Here is a 14,961-nt window from a genome sequence, read left to right as displayed (position 1 = left end):
TGCAGAGGAGCGGCTCCATGACGATCGATGCCACTGCGGTGCGACACGGGCCCGCGCCAATCCTCGACGAGTACTTCCGGGCGACCCTCGACGTGCTCGCTTCGGTGAGTGCCGACCTGGGCGCCGTGCTCGGGGACCTCGAGGCGCGGGGCGAGCTCACGGACCGACACCTTGACGAGCTTGTCGAGCCGCTTGCGCTCGCGGTGTTCCAACGCACGTCGCCGGTAGCCTTCGGGGCGGGGTTTGTCGCATCCCTCGACCTTCGAGGTCCGTCGCGCGGCCACTTGTCCTGGTGGCAGGGGCCCATGCGCTCGCAGTTGCGGCTCGCGGCGCAGAGTCCGAGTCGGGAGCACATCGATTACAGCGGCTTCGAGTGGTTCCGGGTGCCGCAGGAAACGGGCGAGGGCCACGTCGCCGGCCCGCACGTCGACTACCTCTGTAGCGACGAGTACACGCTCACTGTCAGCCTGCCCGTGTGGCATGGGACGCGTTTCTTGGGGGTTGTCGCCATGGATCTTCTCGTCGACGACGTCGAGCGAGAGCTCCTGCCGGCCTTGCGCGAGTTCGGTGACGTGAGTGTCGTGAACGCGTCCCAGCGGGTGCTCGCGTCGACCGAGTCGCGGCTCGCTCCGGGCGATTCGGTGCGCGCTCTTGACGGCTATGCGAGTAGCGACTGCGCCATCGCCGGGCTGCGGGTGCTCACGCGAAGTCGGGGTCCGTCAATTTCTTGTGACGGACCCCGACGGCTACCTGATTCGCTTCCAGGCGAACCTGGAGAGCGCGCGGGCTGACTAGCTTTGCGCGACTGCTGGCGCCTGTCGGCCGCGGCGGGCGGCGATGAACGAGCGCACGCCGGCCGTGATGAGGGCAACGAGCAGGACGAGCATGATCGTGCTGCTGATGATCGCGCCGGGACGCTCAGCCGTGCCGGCGATCAGGTCGCCGAGCTTCACGACGTTCATGAGCGAGCCGAGCGCGCCGAGCAGTGCAACGGCGAGCGCGCCGTGGATGGCGTGCTTGCGGAGCTTCGGGTTGCGGGCGATGAGGCCGGCGATCACGAGCAGGACGCCGACGGCCGCCGGGATGAGGGCTGTGAGGCTGCCGGTGTCGCTGACGAAGTAGGCGACGGCGCCCGTCACGATGAGGGCGGCACCGATGAGGATGGTGAGGAGAGGCATGCGGGATGGGATCCAATCTCGCGGTAGGCCAGCAGCATCCTCGGCGGACCGCTTCGCGCGGGCTCGGCCCTGGCGCGTGACGGCCGGCGACGGGGGAGTCGCTGGTCGTTGGTGTCTGGTTCCGCCAACTTTACCAGTCGGTCGGTTTCGGGTCCCGGCGTGCAGTTCTGGTTCGGCTCAGCCTCGAGTAGCGCCTTCGATCGCGTCGCGGCCGGCCTCGCGGGACGCGAACGCGCCGAGGAAAGTTCCCTGGCCGTCGTGCGCGCGGAACTCACCCTGCACCAACTCCACGAACCCAGCGAAGTCGTCGCCCGCCTGCGTCTCGCGCATCGCTACCCAGAGTCCGCTGGCGGGAGACAGCCAGCGGAGTCGACGAGGGGCCGCTTCGACAACGTGCTGGGTCATCGACTCGCGAGGGATCTCGAGGAGGCTCATGGTGTTCCTTGGGTTGAAGCGGGATCGGATAGTTAGGTTAGCTAGCTAATCCTGGGAAACGGCATTGGGTTACTGGGCGAGAGGTTCTCCGTGTCAGCCCACCGCATCCGGCGACTCGGGAAGTGTCTGCCCGCCGTCGATGACGATCGATTGGCCGGTGATGTACCCGGCCTCGCGGGTCGCGAGGAAGGCTGCGGCGTAGCCGATCTCCTCGGCGCGACCGAGCCTGCGAAGGGGCACGGCTGAGGTCATCGAGGCGAGGTAGTCGGCTCCCATCTCTTCGAGGCCCGCCGACTCGACGTTGCCTGGCAGCACGGCGTTGACGGTGATGGCGTGCTTCGCGAGCTCGATCGCCGCCGTGCGCATGAAGCCCAGCTGGGCTGCCTTCGAGGCGCCGTAATGCGACCACCCCGGGTAGCCGGTTGTGGGCCCGGTGATGGATGAGGTGAGGACAACTCGCCCGCGCCCAGACTCTTGCAGGGCGGGCAGGCACGCTTGGACGGCGTAGATCGTGCCTTTCACGTTGGTGTCGAGCACCTCGTCGAGCTGCGGCGGCGTCATCGTGGCGAGCTCGGCTTGCGGGAAGATGCCAGCGTTGGCGCACAGCACATCGATGCCACCGAACGCCTCGACGGCGGATGCGGCGAGTGCTCGGCAGGACTCGGGGTCGGCCACGTCCACCGTGAACCCCGCGACGCGGCCCGGTGCCTCGTCTTTCGTTACCTCTCGCGCAACTGCCGAGAGTGCCGAGACCGCTGCATCCACCCCCGCCTGCGAGCGTCCGGCGACGGCCACGCGCGCGCCCGCCTGCGTGAAGACGCTGGCGATACCGAAGCCGATTCCCTTCGTGCCGCCGGTGACGACGACGCGGGTATCGGAGAGGTCAAAGAGTGGAGCAGCGGTCATGACGCGCCTTTCGACGAGAGGGAGGTCTGCCCATTCCACTGCTCAGGACTATCTTCAAGGGCCCCATGCAACGTCCCGGCGACTGCTCTTAACGCAGTGTTTACGCCCGCCGCCGCAGTCACCACCAAAACGGCGGTTGCGTGACGTACGGCGCCTCGAGCCGCGCCACCTCCTCGTCGGTGAGCTTCAGCTCGAGCGCGGCAACGGCGTCATCGAGGTGATTCGCCTTCGTCGCCCCGACGATGGGGGCCGCCACGGTGGGGTTGCGCAGGACCCAGGCGAGGGCGACGCGCGCCATGGGCACGTCTCGCTCCGTGGCGATCTGCTCGACGACGTCGATGATCGGGCCGTCGGCATCGGTGTCGAATGCCTTCGCGACCGTGTCCACCTCGGCCCGCGACGACGATTCGCCGCGCGGGCGCGTCAGACGTCCCTTCCCGTTCGGAGAGTAAGGCACGAGGCCGACTCCCATGTCGGCGCACATGGGGATCATCTCCCGCTCCTCCTCGCGCTTGAGAAGGTTGTACTGGTCTTGCATTGCCACGAAGGGCGTCCATCCGCCGACGGCCGCGGCTTGCTGCAGCTTCGCGAACTGCCATGCGTACATCGACGATGCGCCGAGGTAGCGCACCTTGCCAGCGCGCACGAGATCGTCGAGGGCCTGCATGGTCTCTTCGACGGGGGTGTTGTCGTCGAAGCGATGGATGTAGAGCACGTCGACGTGGTCGGTGCCCAGTCGCTCCAGGGAGGCGTTCACCTGCTCGAGGATCGCCTTGCGTGACAGGCCTGAGCCGCCCGGACCGTCGTGCATCTTGCCGGACACCTTCGTCGCGAGCACGATGTCCTCGCGGCGGCTGAAGCGGCGCATGGCGCGACCGATGATCTCCTCACTGGTGCCCTGCTGGTAGACGTTTGCCGTGTCCCAGAACGTGACGCCGAGCTCCACTGCCTGGCGAAGGAGCGGTGCGGCGGCCTCGTCGTCGAGGGTCCAGCTGTGCAGGCCGCGCTTCGGGTCGCCGAAGCTCATGCATCCAAGTGCGAGGCGGCTGACGCGGAGGCCGGTACGGCCGAGGTTCGTGTACTCCATGCCAGGAGCGTATGTCTGGCCGCCGACATTCAGGGAGTCCCTGCGAGGCCCCCCTTGGGGTTGGCGCTGCTTCCCGTAACCCAGTGTTTACAGGCGCGAACGCTACGGAAACATCCGCATGTCTACTATTGGCGAACAAGGTTTCATGTCAGGTAACATCAACACCATGCGGGAGACGACCATGACACAACTAGCCCCCAAGCTGGTCGAGGCCACCTCAGGCGAAGAAGGCAGCCTCGCGGGTGACCGCATCACGCTCCGCGACCTCGCGCAGGCGCACGGCGTGCAGTTCATCCTCGCCACCTTCGTCGACCTCAACGGGAAGCCGTGTGCGAAGCTCGTGCCGACCTCTGCAGCCGACGAGCTCGAAGCTGGCTCCCTCGGCTTCGCGGGCTTCGCCGCCGGCCTCATCGGCCAGGAGCAGCACGACCCCGACCTCATCGCGATCCCCGACCTCGACTCGTTCACGCCCCTGCCGTTCGTGCGCGAAGGCCTCGCGCTCGTGCACTGCGACCCGCACGTCAACGGGAAACCGTGGCCGTACGCGCCGCGCAACATCTTGAAGCGTGCGATCGCCGAGCTCGCCACTCGCGGCATGACGGCCAAGGTCGGTGCCGAGGTCGAGTACTTCCTCGTCGACCGTGCCGAAGACGGCAAGCTGGCGCCCGCGGACAAGCGCGACAACGGCCCGCGCCCCTGCTACGACGCCCGCGGCGTGACGCGGATGTTCGACCACCTTGCCTCCGTCTCGACCGCGATCAACTCGCTCGGCTGGGGCAACTACGCCAACGACCACGAGGACGGCGCCGGCCAGTTCGAGCAGAACTTCGACTACGCCGACGCCTTGACGACGGCCGACCGGGTCATCACGCTGCGCTACATCCTCAACGTGCTCGCCGAGGAGCGCGGCATGACGGCGACGTTCATGCCGAAGCCCTTCACCGACCGCACGGGCACCGGCCTGCACTTGCACCTCTCCCTCTGGAGCGAGCAGGACGAGCCGCTGTTCCCCTCGACGGCCGGTGCCGACGCTGACAGCGAAGCGGATGCGCGCGGCCTCGGCCTCTCGCCCGTCGCGTACGGCTTCGTGGCGGGGCTCCTCGAGCACGCTCCCGCGCTCCAGGCATTCCTCGCCCCCTCGGTGAACTCGTACAAGCGCATCGGCACTGCCACGTCGAGCTCCGGGGCGACGTGGTCGCCGCGCAAGGCGTCGTACGGCGGCAACGACCGCACGCACATGGTGCGGGTGCCGGACAACAAACGCGTCGAGCTCCGCTCGGGTGACGGCGCCGCCAACCCCTACCTCGCGGTCGCGACGTCGATCATGGCGGGCATCGATGGCATCGACAACAGCATCGACCCCGGTAACCCGTCGGGGCCTGGGCAGGCGCCCGAGGGAGCGGCCGTTCTCCCTGCGACGCTCCTCCACGCCGTCGAGGCGCTGCGCCGCGACCCCGTGATCCTCGCCAGCCTCAGCGGCGACGAGGTCACCGGGCGCTACTTCGCCGACGCGAAGGAGGCCGAGTTCCTCACCTGGCACGCCCAGGTCAGCAACTGGGAGCTCGACACCTACCTCACCGCCTTCTAACCCGCCCACATCCAGAAGCCAGACAAGACCACCCCCGAAAGGACCACGCCCGTGTGTGGAATCGCCGCGCTGCAGTTGCGCAACCCCCAGCTCAGGCCGCAGATGGGCGACCTGCTCTCGACCATGCTGTGCGAGATGGTCGACCGCGGACCCGACTCCGCCGGCCTCGCCGTCTACGACAACCCCGACCTCACGGGGAGCGCCGCATCGACGCTCAGCCTCCTCGGTGGCACGCAGCTGCTGACCGCAGAAGAGCTGACCGCCGAGCTCGAGCGCACCCTGCCAGCGGGCGCAGCCCCCAAGGTCTCGGTCGTCGGCGACACCACGCTCGTCAGCGGCGAGCTCTCGACGAGCATCCTCGCCGACGCCGTCAGCGCAGCCCTCCCGACCGCCACGATCATCGGCCGCGGCGGCCACCTCGCCGTCATGAAGAGCGTCGGCAACCCCATGGACGTCGCCTCCAACCACGGCCTCGAGACGATGTCCGGCAGCCAGGGCGTCTCGCACACCCGCATGGCCACCGAGTCGGCCGTGACCGCCGGCGGCACGCATCCCTTCGCCGTCGCCGACGACCTGTGCCTCGTGCACAACGGCTCCTTCTCGAACCACGCCTCGATCCGCCGCGAGCTGAAGCGCACGGGCGTGCAGTTCGACTCCGAGAACGACACCGAGGTCGGCGCCCGCTACATCGCCTCCCGCCTCGAACAGGGCGACACGCTCGAGGAGGCGCTCATCAACCTCGGTGAGGTCTTCGACGGCTTCTACACGCTTGTCGTCACGACCGCCGACAGCATGGCCATCGTGCGCGACCCCATCGCCTGCAAGCCCGCCATCGTCGCCGTCACCGACGATTACGTGGCCATGGCGTCCGAGTACCGCGCCCTCGCGCAGCTCCCCGGCATCGAATCGGCCGACATCTTCGAACCAGTCCCCGGAAAGGTCTACACGTGGTCACTCTAGACAGCACCCAGTACGCGGCAGCCCCAGCGGTTGCGACGGCCCCCACCAGCCCCACGCCGACGGCACCGGCTGCGCCCGCACCGACCACCATCGACCTCGCCGGCCAGGATGTGCGGGTCGTGAACGCGGCAGTGCAGACCGCCGAAGACGGAACCAGGTGGAGCATCCAGCACCCCGCCGGCAAGCACAACGTGGCGGTCGGCATCACCTCGGCCATCGACGTCACGATCGACGGGCACGTCGGCTACTACGCCGCCGGGATGCACCAACAGGGCTCAGTCACGATCAACGGCAACGCCGGAGTCGGGCTCGCCGAGAACATCATGAGCGGCACCGTGCACGTGACGGGTGACGCCTCCCAGTCGGCCGCCGCCACCGGCCACGGCGGGCTCGTCGTCATCGACGGCAACGCGGGTGCCCGCTGCGGCATCTCCATGAAAGGTGTCGACATCGTCGTGGGCGGCAGCATCGGCCACATGTCGGCGTTCATGGCGCAAGCCGGACGCCTCGTCGTCTGCGGCAACGCGGGAGAAGCCCTCGGCGACTCCATTTACGAGACGCGCATCTACGTGCAGGGCACCGTCGAATCGCTCGGCGCCGACTGCATCGAGAAGTCCATGCGCGACGAGCACCTCGCAGAGCTCGCCGAACTGCTGCTCGCAGCCGGACGCGACGACGACCCAGCAGCCTTCAAGCGCTACGGCTCAGCCCGCAAGCTCTACCACTTCAACGTCGACAACGCCTACTAGGCCGAGCAGAGAGAGCCAGCCATGACGCTCATCGAACAGCCCACATCCACGGCCACGCAGTCGCCCGCACAGCTCGCCGAACTCGGCCTGCGCGAATCCGCCACCTTCGACCGCGCGACCATCTCCGACATCCAGCGCGCCGCCCGCACCGGCATCTACGACATCCGCGGGTGGGGCGCGAAGCGGCAGCTGCCGCACTTCGACGACCTGCTGTTCCTCGGCGCATCCATGTCGCGCTACCCGCTCGAGGGCTACCGCGAGCGCTGCGGCACCGATGTCGTGCTCGGCGACCGCTTCGCGTCGAAGCCGCTGCACCTCGACATCCCCGTCACCATCGCGGGCATGAGCTTCGGAGCCCTCTCCGCGAACGCCAAGGAGGCCCTCGGCCGCGGCGCGTCCGAGGTCGGCACCTCCACGACGACCGGAGACGGCGGGATGACGCCCGAAGAGCGCGGCCAGTCGAAGCACCTCGTCTACCAGTACCTGCCCTCCCGCTACGGCATGAATCCAGATGACCTGCGCAAGGCCGACGCGATCGAGATCGTGCTCGGACAGGGCGCGAAGCCAGGCGGCGGTGGCATGCTGCTCGGACAGAAGATCACCGAGCGCGTCGCCGGAATGCGCACCCTGCCCATCGGCATCGACCAGCGCTCCGCGAGCCGCCACCCCGACTGGACGGGCCCCGACGACCTCACGATCAAGATCGCCGAGCTGCGCGAGATCACCGGCTGGGAGAAGCCGATCTACGTCAAGATCGGCGCGTCCCGCCCCTACTACGACACGGCGCTCGCGGTGAAAGCCGGCGCCGACGTGGTGGTGCTCGACGGCATGCAGGGCGGTACGGCGGCGACGCAGCAGGTGTTCATCGAGAACGTTGGCATCCCGACGCTCGCCGCGATCCCGCAGGCTGTCGCCGCACTGCAGGAGCTGGGCATGCACCGGAAGGTGCAGCTCATCGTGTCCGGCGGCATCCGCACGGGCGCCGACGTCGCGAAGGCCATGGCCCTCGGTGCCGACGCCGTCGCGATCGGCACTGCCGCGCTCATCGCGCTCGGTGACAACGACCCCCGCTACCAGCAGGAGTACGCCGACATCGGCTCGGCCGCCGGCTTCTACGACGACTTCCAGGACGGGCGCGACCCGGCCGGTATCTCCACGCAGGACCCGGAGCTCGCATCCCGACTCAACCCCGTCGAGGGCGGGCGACGCCTCGCGAACTACCTGCGCGTGCTGACGATGGAGGCGCAGACCATCGCCCGCGCGTGCGGCAAGTCGCGCATCCGCAACCTCGAGCCGGAGGACCTCGTCGCACTGACCGTCGAGTCAGCGGCCATGGCGAACGTGCCGCTCGCCGGCACAAGCTGGATTCCAGGCAAGCAGTACTAAGGGCAGGGAACCCAGCGCGTCGTTCGCGAGCCGGCGCTGGTGCCGGGCAGTCTGCGCGGGCAGGCTGCCTGGCTTGCGCGAAAACTTCGGTGACTAAACGCCACTTTCGGTTCGCAGAGAGCTTGAAATGAGCGGTGAGTCACCGAAGTTTCGAGGAGATCGCTGAGCGCGTGCCGAGGGGCTGAGCGCTGCCGACCTGCGGTCGGCCGTTCGCCAGACGTCGAGTTTCGGCCGACGCCTGACCAACATCAGTGCGATAACGGCGCATACTCGGTGTTCAGCGCTCGTAAGGCCCGATATTGCACTGAAGTTGGACACGAGCTCCGGCGTCCCCGGCCTTTCTCACGCGGTCGGCGCAACTTGCCTGTGGCATCGCCAGCACCGTTGCCCCCGCATATCAGTCGATGGCCGCCCCGCCGAGCCCGCCGATGCGCGCAAACGCGGCTTCTGCAACGTTGTAGAGTGACGCGCACGAGCATCCCTGCAACGGCGCGCGCTGTGCTCGCCTTCCGCTGCGCGACGCCCGAAGAGAGACGACGGACCCATGGCTGCGACCCTTCACGACGTTGCCCGCGTGGCGGGCGTTTCGATCAAAACGGTGTCGAACGTCATCCACAACTACCCGCACATTCGCGCCGACACGAAGCAGCGCGTGCTGGATGCGATCGACGAGGTGGGGTACCGGCCGAACCTCGCGGCTCGCGGCCTGCGTCTTGGGCGTACCGGCGTGATCAGTCTGGTGATCCCGGATCTCCGAAACGCCTACTTCTCGGAGCTCGCGGAGGCGGTGATGCGTGCAGCGGCGGCCCACGACCTCTCGGTGCTCATCGAGCAGTCGGGGGGTTCTCGAGAGAGTGAGATCGCCGCGCTCAAGGGGCCGAGGGCCGAGTTTGTCGACGGGATCCTCTTCAGCGTCCTCGAGCTCAGCGAGGCGGATGCGCCGCTGCTCGCCGATGTGCGTGTGCCGATGGTGCTTTTGGGGGAGCGGATCTTCAACGGGCCGACCGACCATGTGACGATGCGCAACACGGAGGGCACTCGTGCGGCGACCGAGCACCTCATCGAGGTCGGGTGCACGCGCATCATCGCGCTGGGGTCCCACCCCGACGAAGAGGTCGGCTCCGCAGCGCTGCGCACGCTCGGCTACCGGCAGGCGCTGGAGGCGGCTGGTCTGCCGTTCCGCGATGAGCTGGTCAGGCCGGTCGGCACGTGGCATCGCTTCGACGGTGCTGAGGCTATGCGGGAGGTGCTGGCGGCCGGTATCGAGTTCGACGGCATCGTGGGTTTCAACGACTCGCTTGCCCTCGGGGCGATGCGCGTGCTCAGCGAGCGGGGTATCCGCATGCCGGAGGATGTCGCTGTTGTCGGGTTCGATGACATCGATGAGACGCGCTACTCGCTGCCGACGCTGACCACGATCGCGCCGGGTCGGGATGAGATCGCCAAGCGTGCGGTCGAGATGCTTGTCGAGCGCATGGGTAACCGGGATGTGCCGCTCGAGCCGCGCGAGCTGCTGACGGAGTTCACGCTCGTGCGCCGGGAGTCCACGGCGCGCTGAGGTCGTCCCGAATCGGGTCTTGACAGGCCAGTTCTCATTCGGCAGGATCGCATTTACAACGTTTACCTACAACGTTGTAAATCGCAGAGGCGATGACAATGACGTTTCATCCTCGAGAGGTTCGCTCCCCCATGAACAAGAGAACTCTGACGGCCATCAGCGCCGCCGCCCTCACGGCCGTCGCGTTGAGTGCCTGCTCGTCCGGCGGAGGCGGCGGAAGCACCGCAGCGGACGCCACGTGCACAAACACGATCGTGAACGAAGACGCCCCGCAGGTGCTCGTCTGGGCCTGGTACCCGGCCTTCGAGCAGGTCGTCGACCTCTACAACGAGACCCACGACGACGTCCAGGTCTGCTGGACCAACGCTGGCCAGGGCAACGACGAATACACGAAGTTCTCCACGGCCATCGAAGCCGGTTCGGGAGCTCCCGACGTGATCATGCTCGAGAGCGAGGTGCTCTCGAGCTTCACGATTCGGGATGCGCTGGTCGACATCAGCGAGTTCGGCGCGAACGATCTCTCCGGCAGCTACACGGAGGGCGCCTGGAGCGATGTGACGAGCGGCGACGCCGTCTACGCCATCCCCGTAGACAGCGGCCCCATGGGCATGCTTTACCGTCAGGACCTCTTCGACGCCGCCGGCATCGCGGTGCCGACCACGTGGGATGAGTTCGCGACGGCTGCGCAGCAGCTCAAGGACAACGGTTCAGGCGGAGTCCTCGCGAACTTCCCGACGAACGGGCGCGCATTCAACCAGGCGCTCTTCGCGCAGGCAGGCTCGGTGCCGTTCGAGTACGACAAGACCAACCCCACCGAGGTCGGCATCAACGTCAACGACGACAACGCCAAGGCAGTGCTCAAATACTGGGACGACCTGGTGAAGAAAGACCTCGTCACGACCGACGACGCCTTCACCGCCGACTACAACACGAGCCTCGTCGACGGCACCTACGCCGTCTACCTCGCCGCCGCCTGGGGCCCCGGCTACCTGCAGGGCCTGTCGGATGCCGACGACACCGCAGAGTGGCGCGCAGCTCCGCTCCCGCAGTGGGACGCCGCAAACCCCGTCGACGTGAACTGGGGCGGATCGACCTTCGCCGTGACCGAGCAGGCCGACGACAAGGCGCTTGCGGCGCGCGTCGCCATGGAGATCTTCGGAACGGAGGAGGCCTGGAAGATCGGTATCGAGGAGGGCGCGCTCTTCCCGACCTTCACCCCCGTCCTCGAGTCCGAGTACTTCACCGAACTCGAAGCCGAGTTCTTCGGCGGGCAGCAGGTCAACAAGGAGGTCTTCCTCCCCGCCGCGGCCGGCTACTCAGGCTTCACGTTCAGCCCGTTCCAGAACTACGCGTTTGACCAGCTCACCGAGCAGCAGTACGCCATGGTGCAGGGCCAAAAGTCGTCCGACCAGGCCCTCGATGACCTGCAGGCATCCCTGGTGCAGTACGCCACGGAGCAGGGCTTCACCGTCACCGAATAGTTGGCCACGCCGACTCCCCGTCTGGGCATCGGTGTCGCTCGCCACCGAACAGCGACCGACCCGATGCCCGGACGCCTCCTCCCGCGCGCCCTGCGTGCCGACGGACTTGTGATGACAGACAGAAGGACTCGAAATGGCTACACCGAACGCCGTGATCGTGCCGAGCGCACGTGAGACGGAACGGGGCGAGCAGGAAAGCACCCCGCCTCCTCGCAAGCGACGCAAGCCTCGGGCGGTCGTCGGCCCCATCGAGCGTCGACGGCAGCGCATCGGGTGGCTCTTCGTCGCACCGTTCGCGGTCGTGTTCGTGACGTTCCTGATCGTGCCGCTCTTCTACGCGTTCTGGATGAGCCTGCAGACGTCGACGCTCGCTATGGGCACATCCTTCACGTGGTTCGACAACTACGCGAAGGCCTTCACCGACCCGATCTTCCTCGACGGCCTGCTGCGCGTCGGACAGTTCGCGCTGATCATGATCCCGCTGCAGATGCTGGTGGCGCTCATCGCGGCGCTGGTGCTCGACAGCCTCACGACGTGGGCGTCGAAGTTCTCGCGGCTCATGATCTTCCTGCCGTATGCCATCCCGGTTGTCATCGGGGCGCTCATGTGGGGCTTCCTGTACAGCCCGCGCTTCGGGCCGGCCAGTGACCTGTTCGAGCTCTTCGGGCTCGCAGCCCCGGACTTCCTCGCCCAGAGCGCCATCTTCGGCAGCCTCGTGAACATCGTCACCTGGCAGTGGGCCGGCTACTACATGATCATCATCTACGCGGCGCTCCAAGGCATCGACCGCTCCATCTACGAGGCGGCCCGCATCGACGGCGTCACCTCGCTGCAGATGGCGCTGCGCATCAAGGTGCCCATGATCTCGTCGTCGATGGTCATGGTGCTCATCTTCGCGATGATCGGCACGCTGCAGTTCTTCACGGAACCCCAGGTGCTCAGGGGTATCGCGCAGGGAGCCATCCCCGTGTCGTACACGCCGAACATGTACGCCTACTCGCTGGCCTTCTCATACAGCCAGTTCAACTACGCGTCGGCGATCTCCTTCGCCCTCGGAGTCGTCGTGTTCATCGGCTCCTACTTCTTCCTCTTCCTCACACGCAAGCAGAGCGGGCTGAAATGACCACGGAGACCGCGGCGAGCTCAACGCTCACCCCACGACAGCAGCGCAGCTTCGAGCGTGCGCAGCGCAGTGCCGACCTCCGCCGAGGCGGGTCGAAGGCGAAGCGCACCTTCTCGCACATCCTGCTGCTCGCGTTTGTCATCTACTTCATCATGCCGCTCTGGTGGCTCATCGTGGCCTCGACCAAGGACACGGCTGGGCTGTTCACCGGCAGCGGTGGGCCCCTGTGGTTCGACGACAGCTTCAACCTCTTCGACAACATCGCGCAGCTCAGCACGCACCAGGGCGGCATCTACTGGCGCTGGCTCGGCAACTCGTTCCTCTACGCCTTCACGGGCGGCATCGGCGCGACGATCCTCGCGGTCTTCGCCGGCTACGGATTCGCGAAGTACCGGTTCCGCGGCCGCACGGTGTTCTTCAACGTGCTGCTCGGGGCCGTCATGGTTCCGCTCACGGCGCTCGTCATCCCGACGTTCGTGCTCCTCAGCGAGGCCGGCCTCGTCAACACGATCTGGGCGGTCATCCTCCCATCGCTGCTGAACCCGTTCGGCGTGTACCTCATGCGCATCTACGCCCAGGATGCGGTGCCAGACGAGATCCTGGATGCTGCGCGAGTCGACGGTGCGGGGGAGATCCGCATCTTCTTCCAGGTCGCGCTGCCGCTCCTGCGCCCTGCGATCGTGACCGTCCTCCTCCTGAGCGTCGTCGGCACCTGGAACAACTTCTTCCTGCCACTCGCCGTGCTGAGCGACCCGAACCTCCTCCCCGTCACCGTCGGCCTCAACAGCTGGACGGCGCTCTCCAACGCGGGAGCGGGCGGCGAGCAGGTCTGGAACCTCATCGTCACCGGCGCCTTCCTCTCCATCGTGCCGCTTGTCGTCGCGTTCCTCTCACTGCAGAAGTACTGGCAGGGCGGCCTCTCGCTCGGCGCCGTCAAGTAACCCCGCGCATCCGCCCGCACTCTCGAACCACCCACAGAAAGACAGCCCTATGGTCACTGCACGACTCACCATCGACCCCCACTTCGCAGTCGGCGACATCAACCGCCGAGTCTTCGGCTCGTTCATCGAGCACCTCGGCCGCGCCGTGTACGACGGCATCTACGAGCCGGGCCACCCGACCGCCGACGAGAACGGCTTCCGCGGCGATGTCATCGACCTCGTCAAGGAGCTCGGGGTCTCCGCGATCCGCTACCCAGGCGGCAACTTCGTTTCCGGCTTCCGCTGGGAGGACAGTGTCGGCCCGAAGGCAGAACGTCCCCGTCGGCTTGACCTCGCCTGGCACTCGACCGAGACCAACGAGGTCGGCCTGCACGAGTTCGCGACCTGGCTCGACAAGGTCGACAGCGAGCTCATGCTCGCAGTGAACCTCGGCACCCGAGGCACGCTGGAGGCGCTCGACCTGCTCGAGTACTCCAATATCCCTGCAGGAACCGCGCTCAGCGAGCAGCGCATCGCCAACGGCAAGACCAACGCGTTCGGCGTGAAAATGTGGTGCCTCGGCAACGAGATGGACGGGCCGTGGCAGCTCGGCCACCGCTCGGCGGACGACTACGGCAAGATCGCATCCCAGACCGCGAAGGCCATGCGCCAGGTCGACCCGACGCTCGAGCTCGTCGCGTGCGGCTCGTCGAGCGCGCAGATGCCGACCTTCGGCGAGTGGGAGCGCGTTGTGCTCACCCACACCTACGACGACGTCGACTACATCTCCTGCCACGCCTACTACGAGGAGAAGAACGGCGACCTCGACAGCTTCCTCGCGTCGGCCGTCAACATGGACGGCTTCATCGAGTCCGTCATCGCCACGGCGGACCACGTCAAAGCGGTCAAGGGCAGCGACAAGACCATCAATATCTCGTTCGACGAGTGGAACGTCTGGTACCTCGACCGCTACCACGACGTCGACAAGGTCGAGGGCATCGACAACTGGCCCATCGCCCCGCGCATCCTCGAAGACGTCTACTCGGTGGCCGACGCGGTCGTCTTCGGCAACCTCATGATCTCGCTCCTCAAGCGCGCCGACCGCGTGACCAGCGCATCCCTCGCCCAGCTCGTCAACGTCATCGCCCCGATCATGACCGAGCCGGGCGGGCCAGCCTGGAAGCAGACGACCTACTTCCCGTTTGCGCTCACCTCGCGCCTCGCGAAGGGGCGGGCCCTCGAGGTGAGGCTGGAGAGCCCCACCCACAGCACCGAGGTCTACGGCACGGTGCCGACGCTCGACGCCGTCGCGACGCACGACGCGGAGACCGGCGCGACCGCGCTGTTCCTCGTCAACCGCAGCCGCGACGAGGAAGCCGTCGTCACCATCGACGTCGCCGCGCTCGGCGCGGCCAAGGTCGTGGATGCACAGACCCTCGCCGACGACGACGTGTACGCGAAGAACACGCTCCAGGACCCGGAGCGCGTGGGGCTCAGCGCAAACGACACCGCGCGAGTGGAAGACGGAGTGCTGACGATCACCCTGCCCCCCGTATCGTGGTCGGCGGTAGAGCTCCAGGCCTGACGGTC

General features: G+C 67.2%; 14 protein-coding genes. 10 read left to right on the top strand and 4 right to left on the bottom strand.

Annotation, left to right across the window (positions count from 1 at the left end; translation table 11 throughout):
• Nucleotides 1–17 precede the first annotated feature (17 nt).
• Entirely contained in the window at nt 18–791 is a 774-nt protein-coding gene (locus tag C5B85_RS19285; protein WP_181064467.1) for a cache domain-containing protein, read from the top strand.
• Here the strand turns inward: C5B85_RS19285 and C5B85_RS15500 are convergent, their stop codons facing one another.
• From C5B85_RS15500 to C5B85_RS15485, 4 genes are all read right to left on the bottom strand, one after another.
• Complete coding sequence (locus C5B85_RS15500; RefSeq protein ID WP_104286921.1) at nt 792–1,178, bottom strand: hypothetical protein; 387 nt, start codon at nt 1,176–1,178, stop codon at nt 792–794.
• A gap of 177 nt (nt 1,179–1,355) precedes the next feature.
• Complete coding sequence (locus tag C5B85_RS15495; RefSeq protein WP_104286920.1) at nt 1,356–1,613, bottom strand: hypothetical protein; 258 nt, start codon at nt 1,611–1,613, stop codon at nt 1,356–1,358.
• 93 nt (nt 1,614–1,706) lie between these two features.
• Nucleotides 1,707–2,519 (bottom strand): 3-oxoacyl-ACP reductase FabG, encoded by an 813-nt coding sequence (gene fabG / locus C5B85_RS15490; protein WP_104286919.1) that lies wholly within the window; start codon nt 2,517–2,519, stop codon nt 1,707–1,709.
• A gap of 118 nt (nt 2,520–2,637) precedes the next feature.
• Complete coding sequence (locus tag C5B85_RS15485) at nt 2,638–3,606, bottom strand: aldo/keto reductase (RefSeq protein ID WP_104286918.1); 969 nt, start codon at nt 3,604–3,606, stop codon at nt 2,638–2,640.
• Nucleotides 3,607–3,751: 145 nt separating this feature from the next.
• Between C5B85_RS15485 and glnT the strand changes: the two genes are divergently transcribed.
• The 9 genes from glnT (at nt 3,752) to C5B85_RS15440 (ending at nt 14,956) form a co-directional block, all read left to right on the top strand.
• Entirely contained in the window at nt 3,752–5,194 is a 1,443-nt protein-coding gene (gene glnT / locus C5B85_RS15480) for a type III glutamate--ammonia ligase (RefSeq protein ID WP_258070837.1), read from the top strand.
• Nucleotides 5,195–5,245: 51 nt separating this feature from the next.
• Entirely contained in the window at nt 5,246–6,154 is a 909-nt protein-coding gene (locus C5B85_RS15475) for a glutamine amidotransferase (protein ID WP_104286917.1), read from the top strand.
• Nucleotides 6,142–6,903, top strand: a complete 762-nt coding sequence (locus C5B85_RS15470) for a protein glxC (RefSeq protein ID WP_104286916.1) — start codon at nt 6,142–6,144, stop codon at nt 6,901–6,903. The genes C5B85_RS15475 and C5B85_RS15470 overlap by 13 nt, the downstream gene beginning before the upstream one ends.
• A 21-nt stretch (nt 6,904–6,924) precedes the next feature.
• On the top strand, nt 6,925–8,289 hold the full coding sequence (locus C5B85_RS15465) for an FMN-binding glutamate synthase family protein (protein WP_104286915.1): 1,365 nt from the start codon (nt 6,925–6,927) through the stop codon (nt 8,287–8,289).
• 544 nt (nt 8,290–8,833) lie between these two features.
• On the top strand, nt 8,834–9,847 hold the full coding sequence (locus tag C5B85_RS15460; RefSeq protein WP_104286914.1) for a LacI family DNA-binding transcriptional regulator: 1,014 nt from the start codon (nt 8,834–8,836) through the stop codon (nt 9,845–9,847).
• A 131-nt stretch (nt 9,848–9,978) separates the two neighbouring features.
• Nucleotides 9,979–11,328, top strand: a complete 1,350-nt coding sequence (locus tag C5B85_RS15455; RefSeq protein ID WP_104286913.1) for an extracellular solute-binding protein — start codon at nt 9,979–9,981, stop codon at nt 11,326–11,328.
• Nucleotides 11,329–11,461: 133 nt separating this feature from the next.
• Nucleotides 11,462–12,451, top strand: a complete 990-nt coding sequence (locus tag C5B85_RS15450; protein ID WP_104286912.1) for a carbohydrate ABC transporter permease — start codon at nt 11,462–11,464, stop codon at nt 12,449–12,451.
• Nucleotides 12,448–13,392, top strand: a complete 945-nt coding sequence (locus C5B85_RS15445) for a carbohydrate ABC transporter permease (RefSeq protein WP_104286911.1) — start codon at nt 12,448–12,450, stop codon at nt 13,390–13,392. The genes C5B85_RS15450 and C5B85_RS15445 overlap by 4 nt, the downstream gene beginning before the upstream one ends.
• 49 nt (nt 13,393–13,441) lie before the next feature.
• A complete protein-coding gene (locus C5B85_RS15440; protein WP_104286910.1) occupies nt 13,442–14,956 on the top strand; it encodes an alpha-N-arabinofuranosidase in 1,515 nt (504 codons plus the stop codon).
• Nucleotides 14,957–14,961: the final 5 nt, after the last annotated feature.

Source organism: Pseudoclavibacter sp. AY1F1 (genome assembly GCF_002931075.1).
Classification (GTDB): Bacteria; Actinomycetota; Actinomycetes; order Actinomycetales; family Microbacteriaceae; genus Pseudoclavibacter.
The sequence above is the reverse complement of the archived record's forward strand: the minus strand, read 5'-3'. Positions and strand labels throughout refer to the sequence as shown.

Bases quoted from the DNA above. Each gene is read 5' to 3' on its own strand.
- C5B85_RS19285 (WP_181064467.1), top strand. From the start codon at position 18: ATGACGATCGATGCCACTGCGGTGCGACACGGGCCCGCGCCAATCCTC.
- C5B85_RS15500 (WP_104286921.1), bottom strand. From the start codon at position 1,178: ATGCCTCTCCTCACCATCCTCATCGGTGCCGCCCTCATCGTGACGGGC.
- C5B85_RS15495 (WP_104286920.1), bottom strand. From the start codon at position 1,613: ATGAGCCTCCTCGAGATCCCTCGCGAGTCGATGACCCAGCACGTTGTC.
- fabG (WP_104286919.1), bottom strand. From the start codon at position 2,519: ATGACCGCTGCTCCACTCTTTGACCTCTCCGATACCCGCGTCGTCGTC.
- C5B85_RS15485 (WP_104286918.1), bottom strand. From the start codon at position 3,606: ATGGAGTACACGAACCTCGGCCGTACCGGCCTCCGCGTCAGCCGCCTC.
- glnT (WP_258070837.1), top strand. From the start codon at position 3,752: ATGTCAGGTAACATCAACACCATGCGGGAGACGACCATGACACAACTA.
- C5B85_RS15465 (WP_104286915.1), top strand. From the start codon at position 6,925: ATGACGCTCATCGAACAGCCCACATCCACGGCCACGCAGTCGCCCGCA.
- C5B85_RS15460 (WP_104286914.1), top strand. From the start codon at position 8,834: ATGGCTGCGACCCTTCACGACGTTGCCCGCGTGGCGGGCGTTTCGATC.
- C5B85_RS15455 (WP_104286913.1), top strand. From the start codon at position 9,979: ATGAACAAGAGAACTCTGACGGCCATCAGCGCCGCCGCCCTCACGGCC.
- C5B85_RS15450 (WP_104286912.1), top strand. From the start codon at position 11,462: ATGGCTACACCGAACGCCGTGATCGTGCCGAGCGCACGTGAGACGGAA.
- C5B85_RS15445 (WP_104286911.1), top strand. From the start codon at position 12,448: ATGACCACGGAGACCGCGGCGAGCTCAACGCTCACCCCACGACAGCAG.
- C5B85_RS15440 (WP_104286910.1), top strand. From the start codon at position 13,442: ATGGTCACTGCACGACTCACCATCGACCCCCACTTCGCAGTCGGCGAC.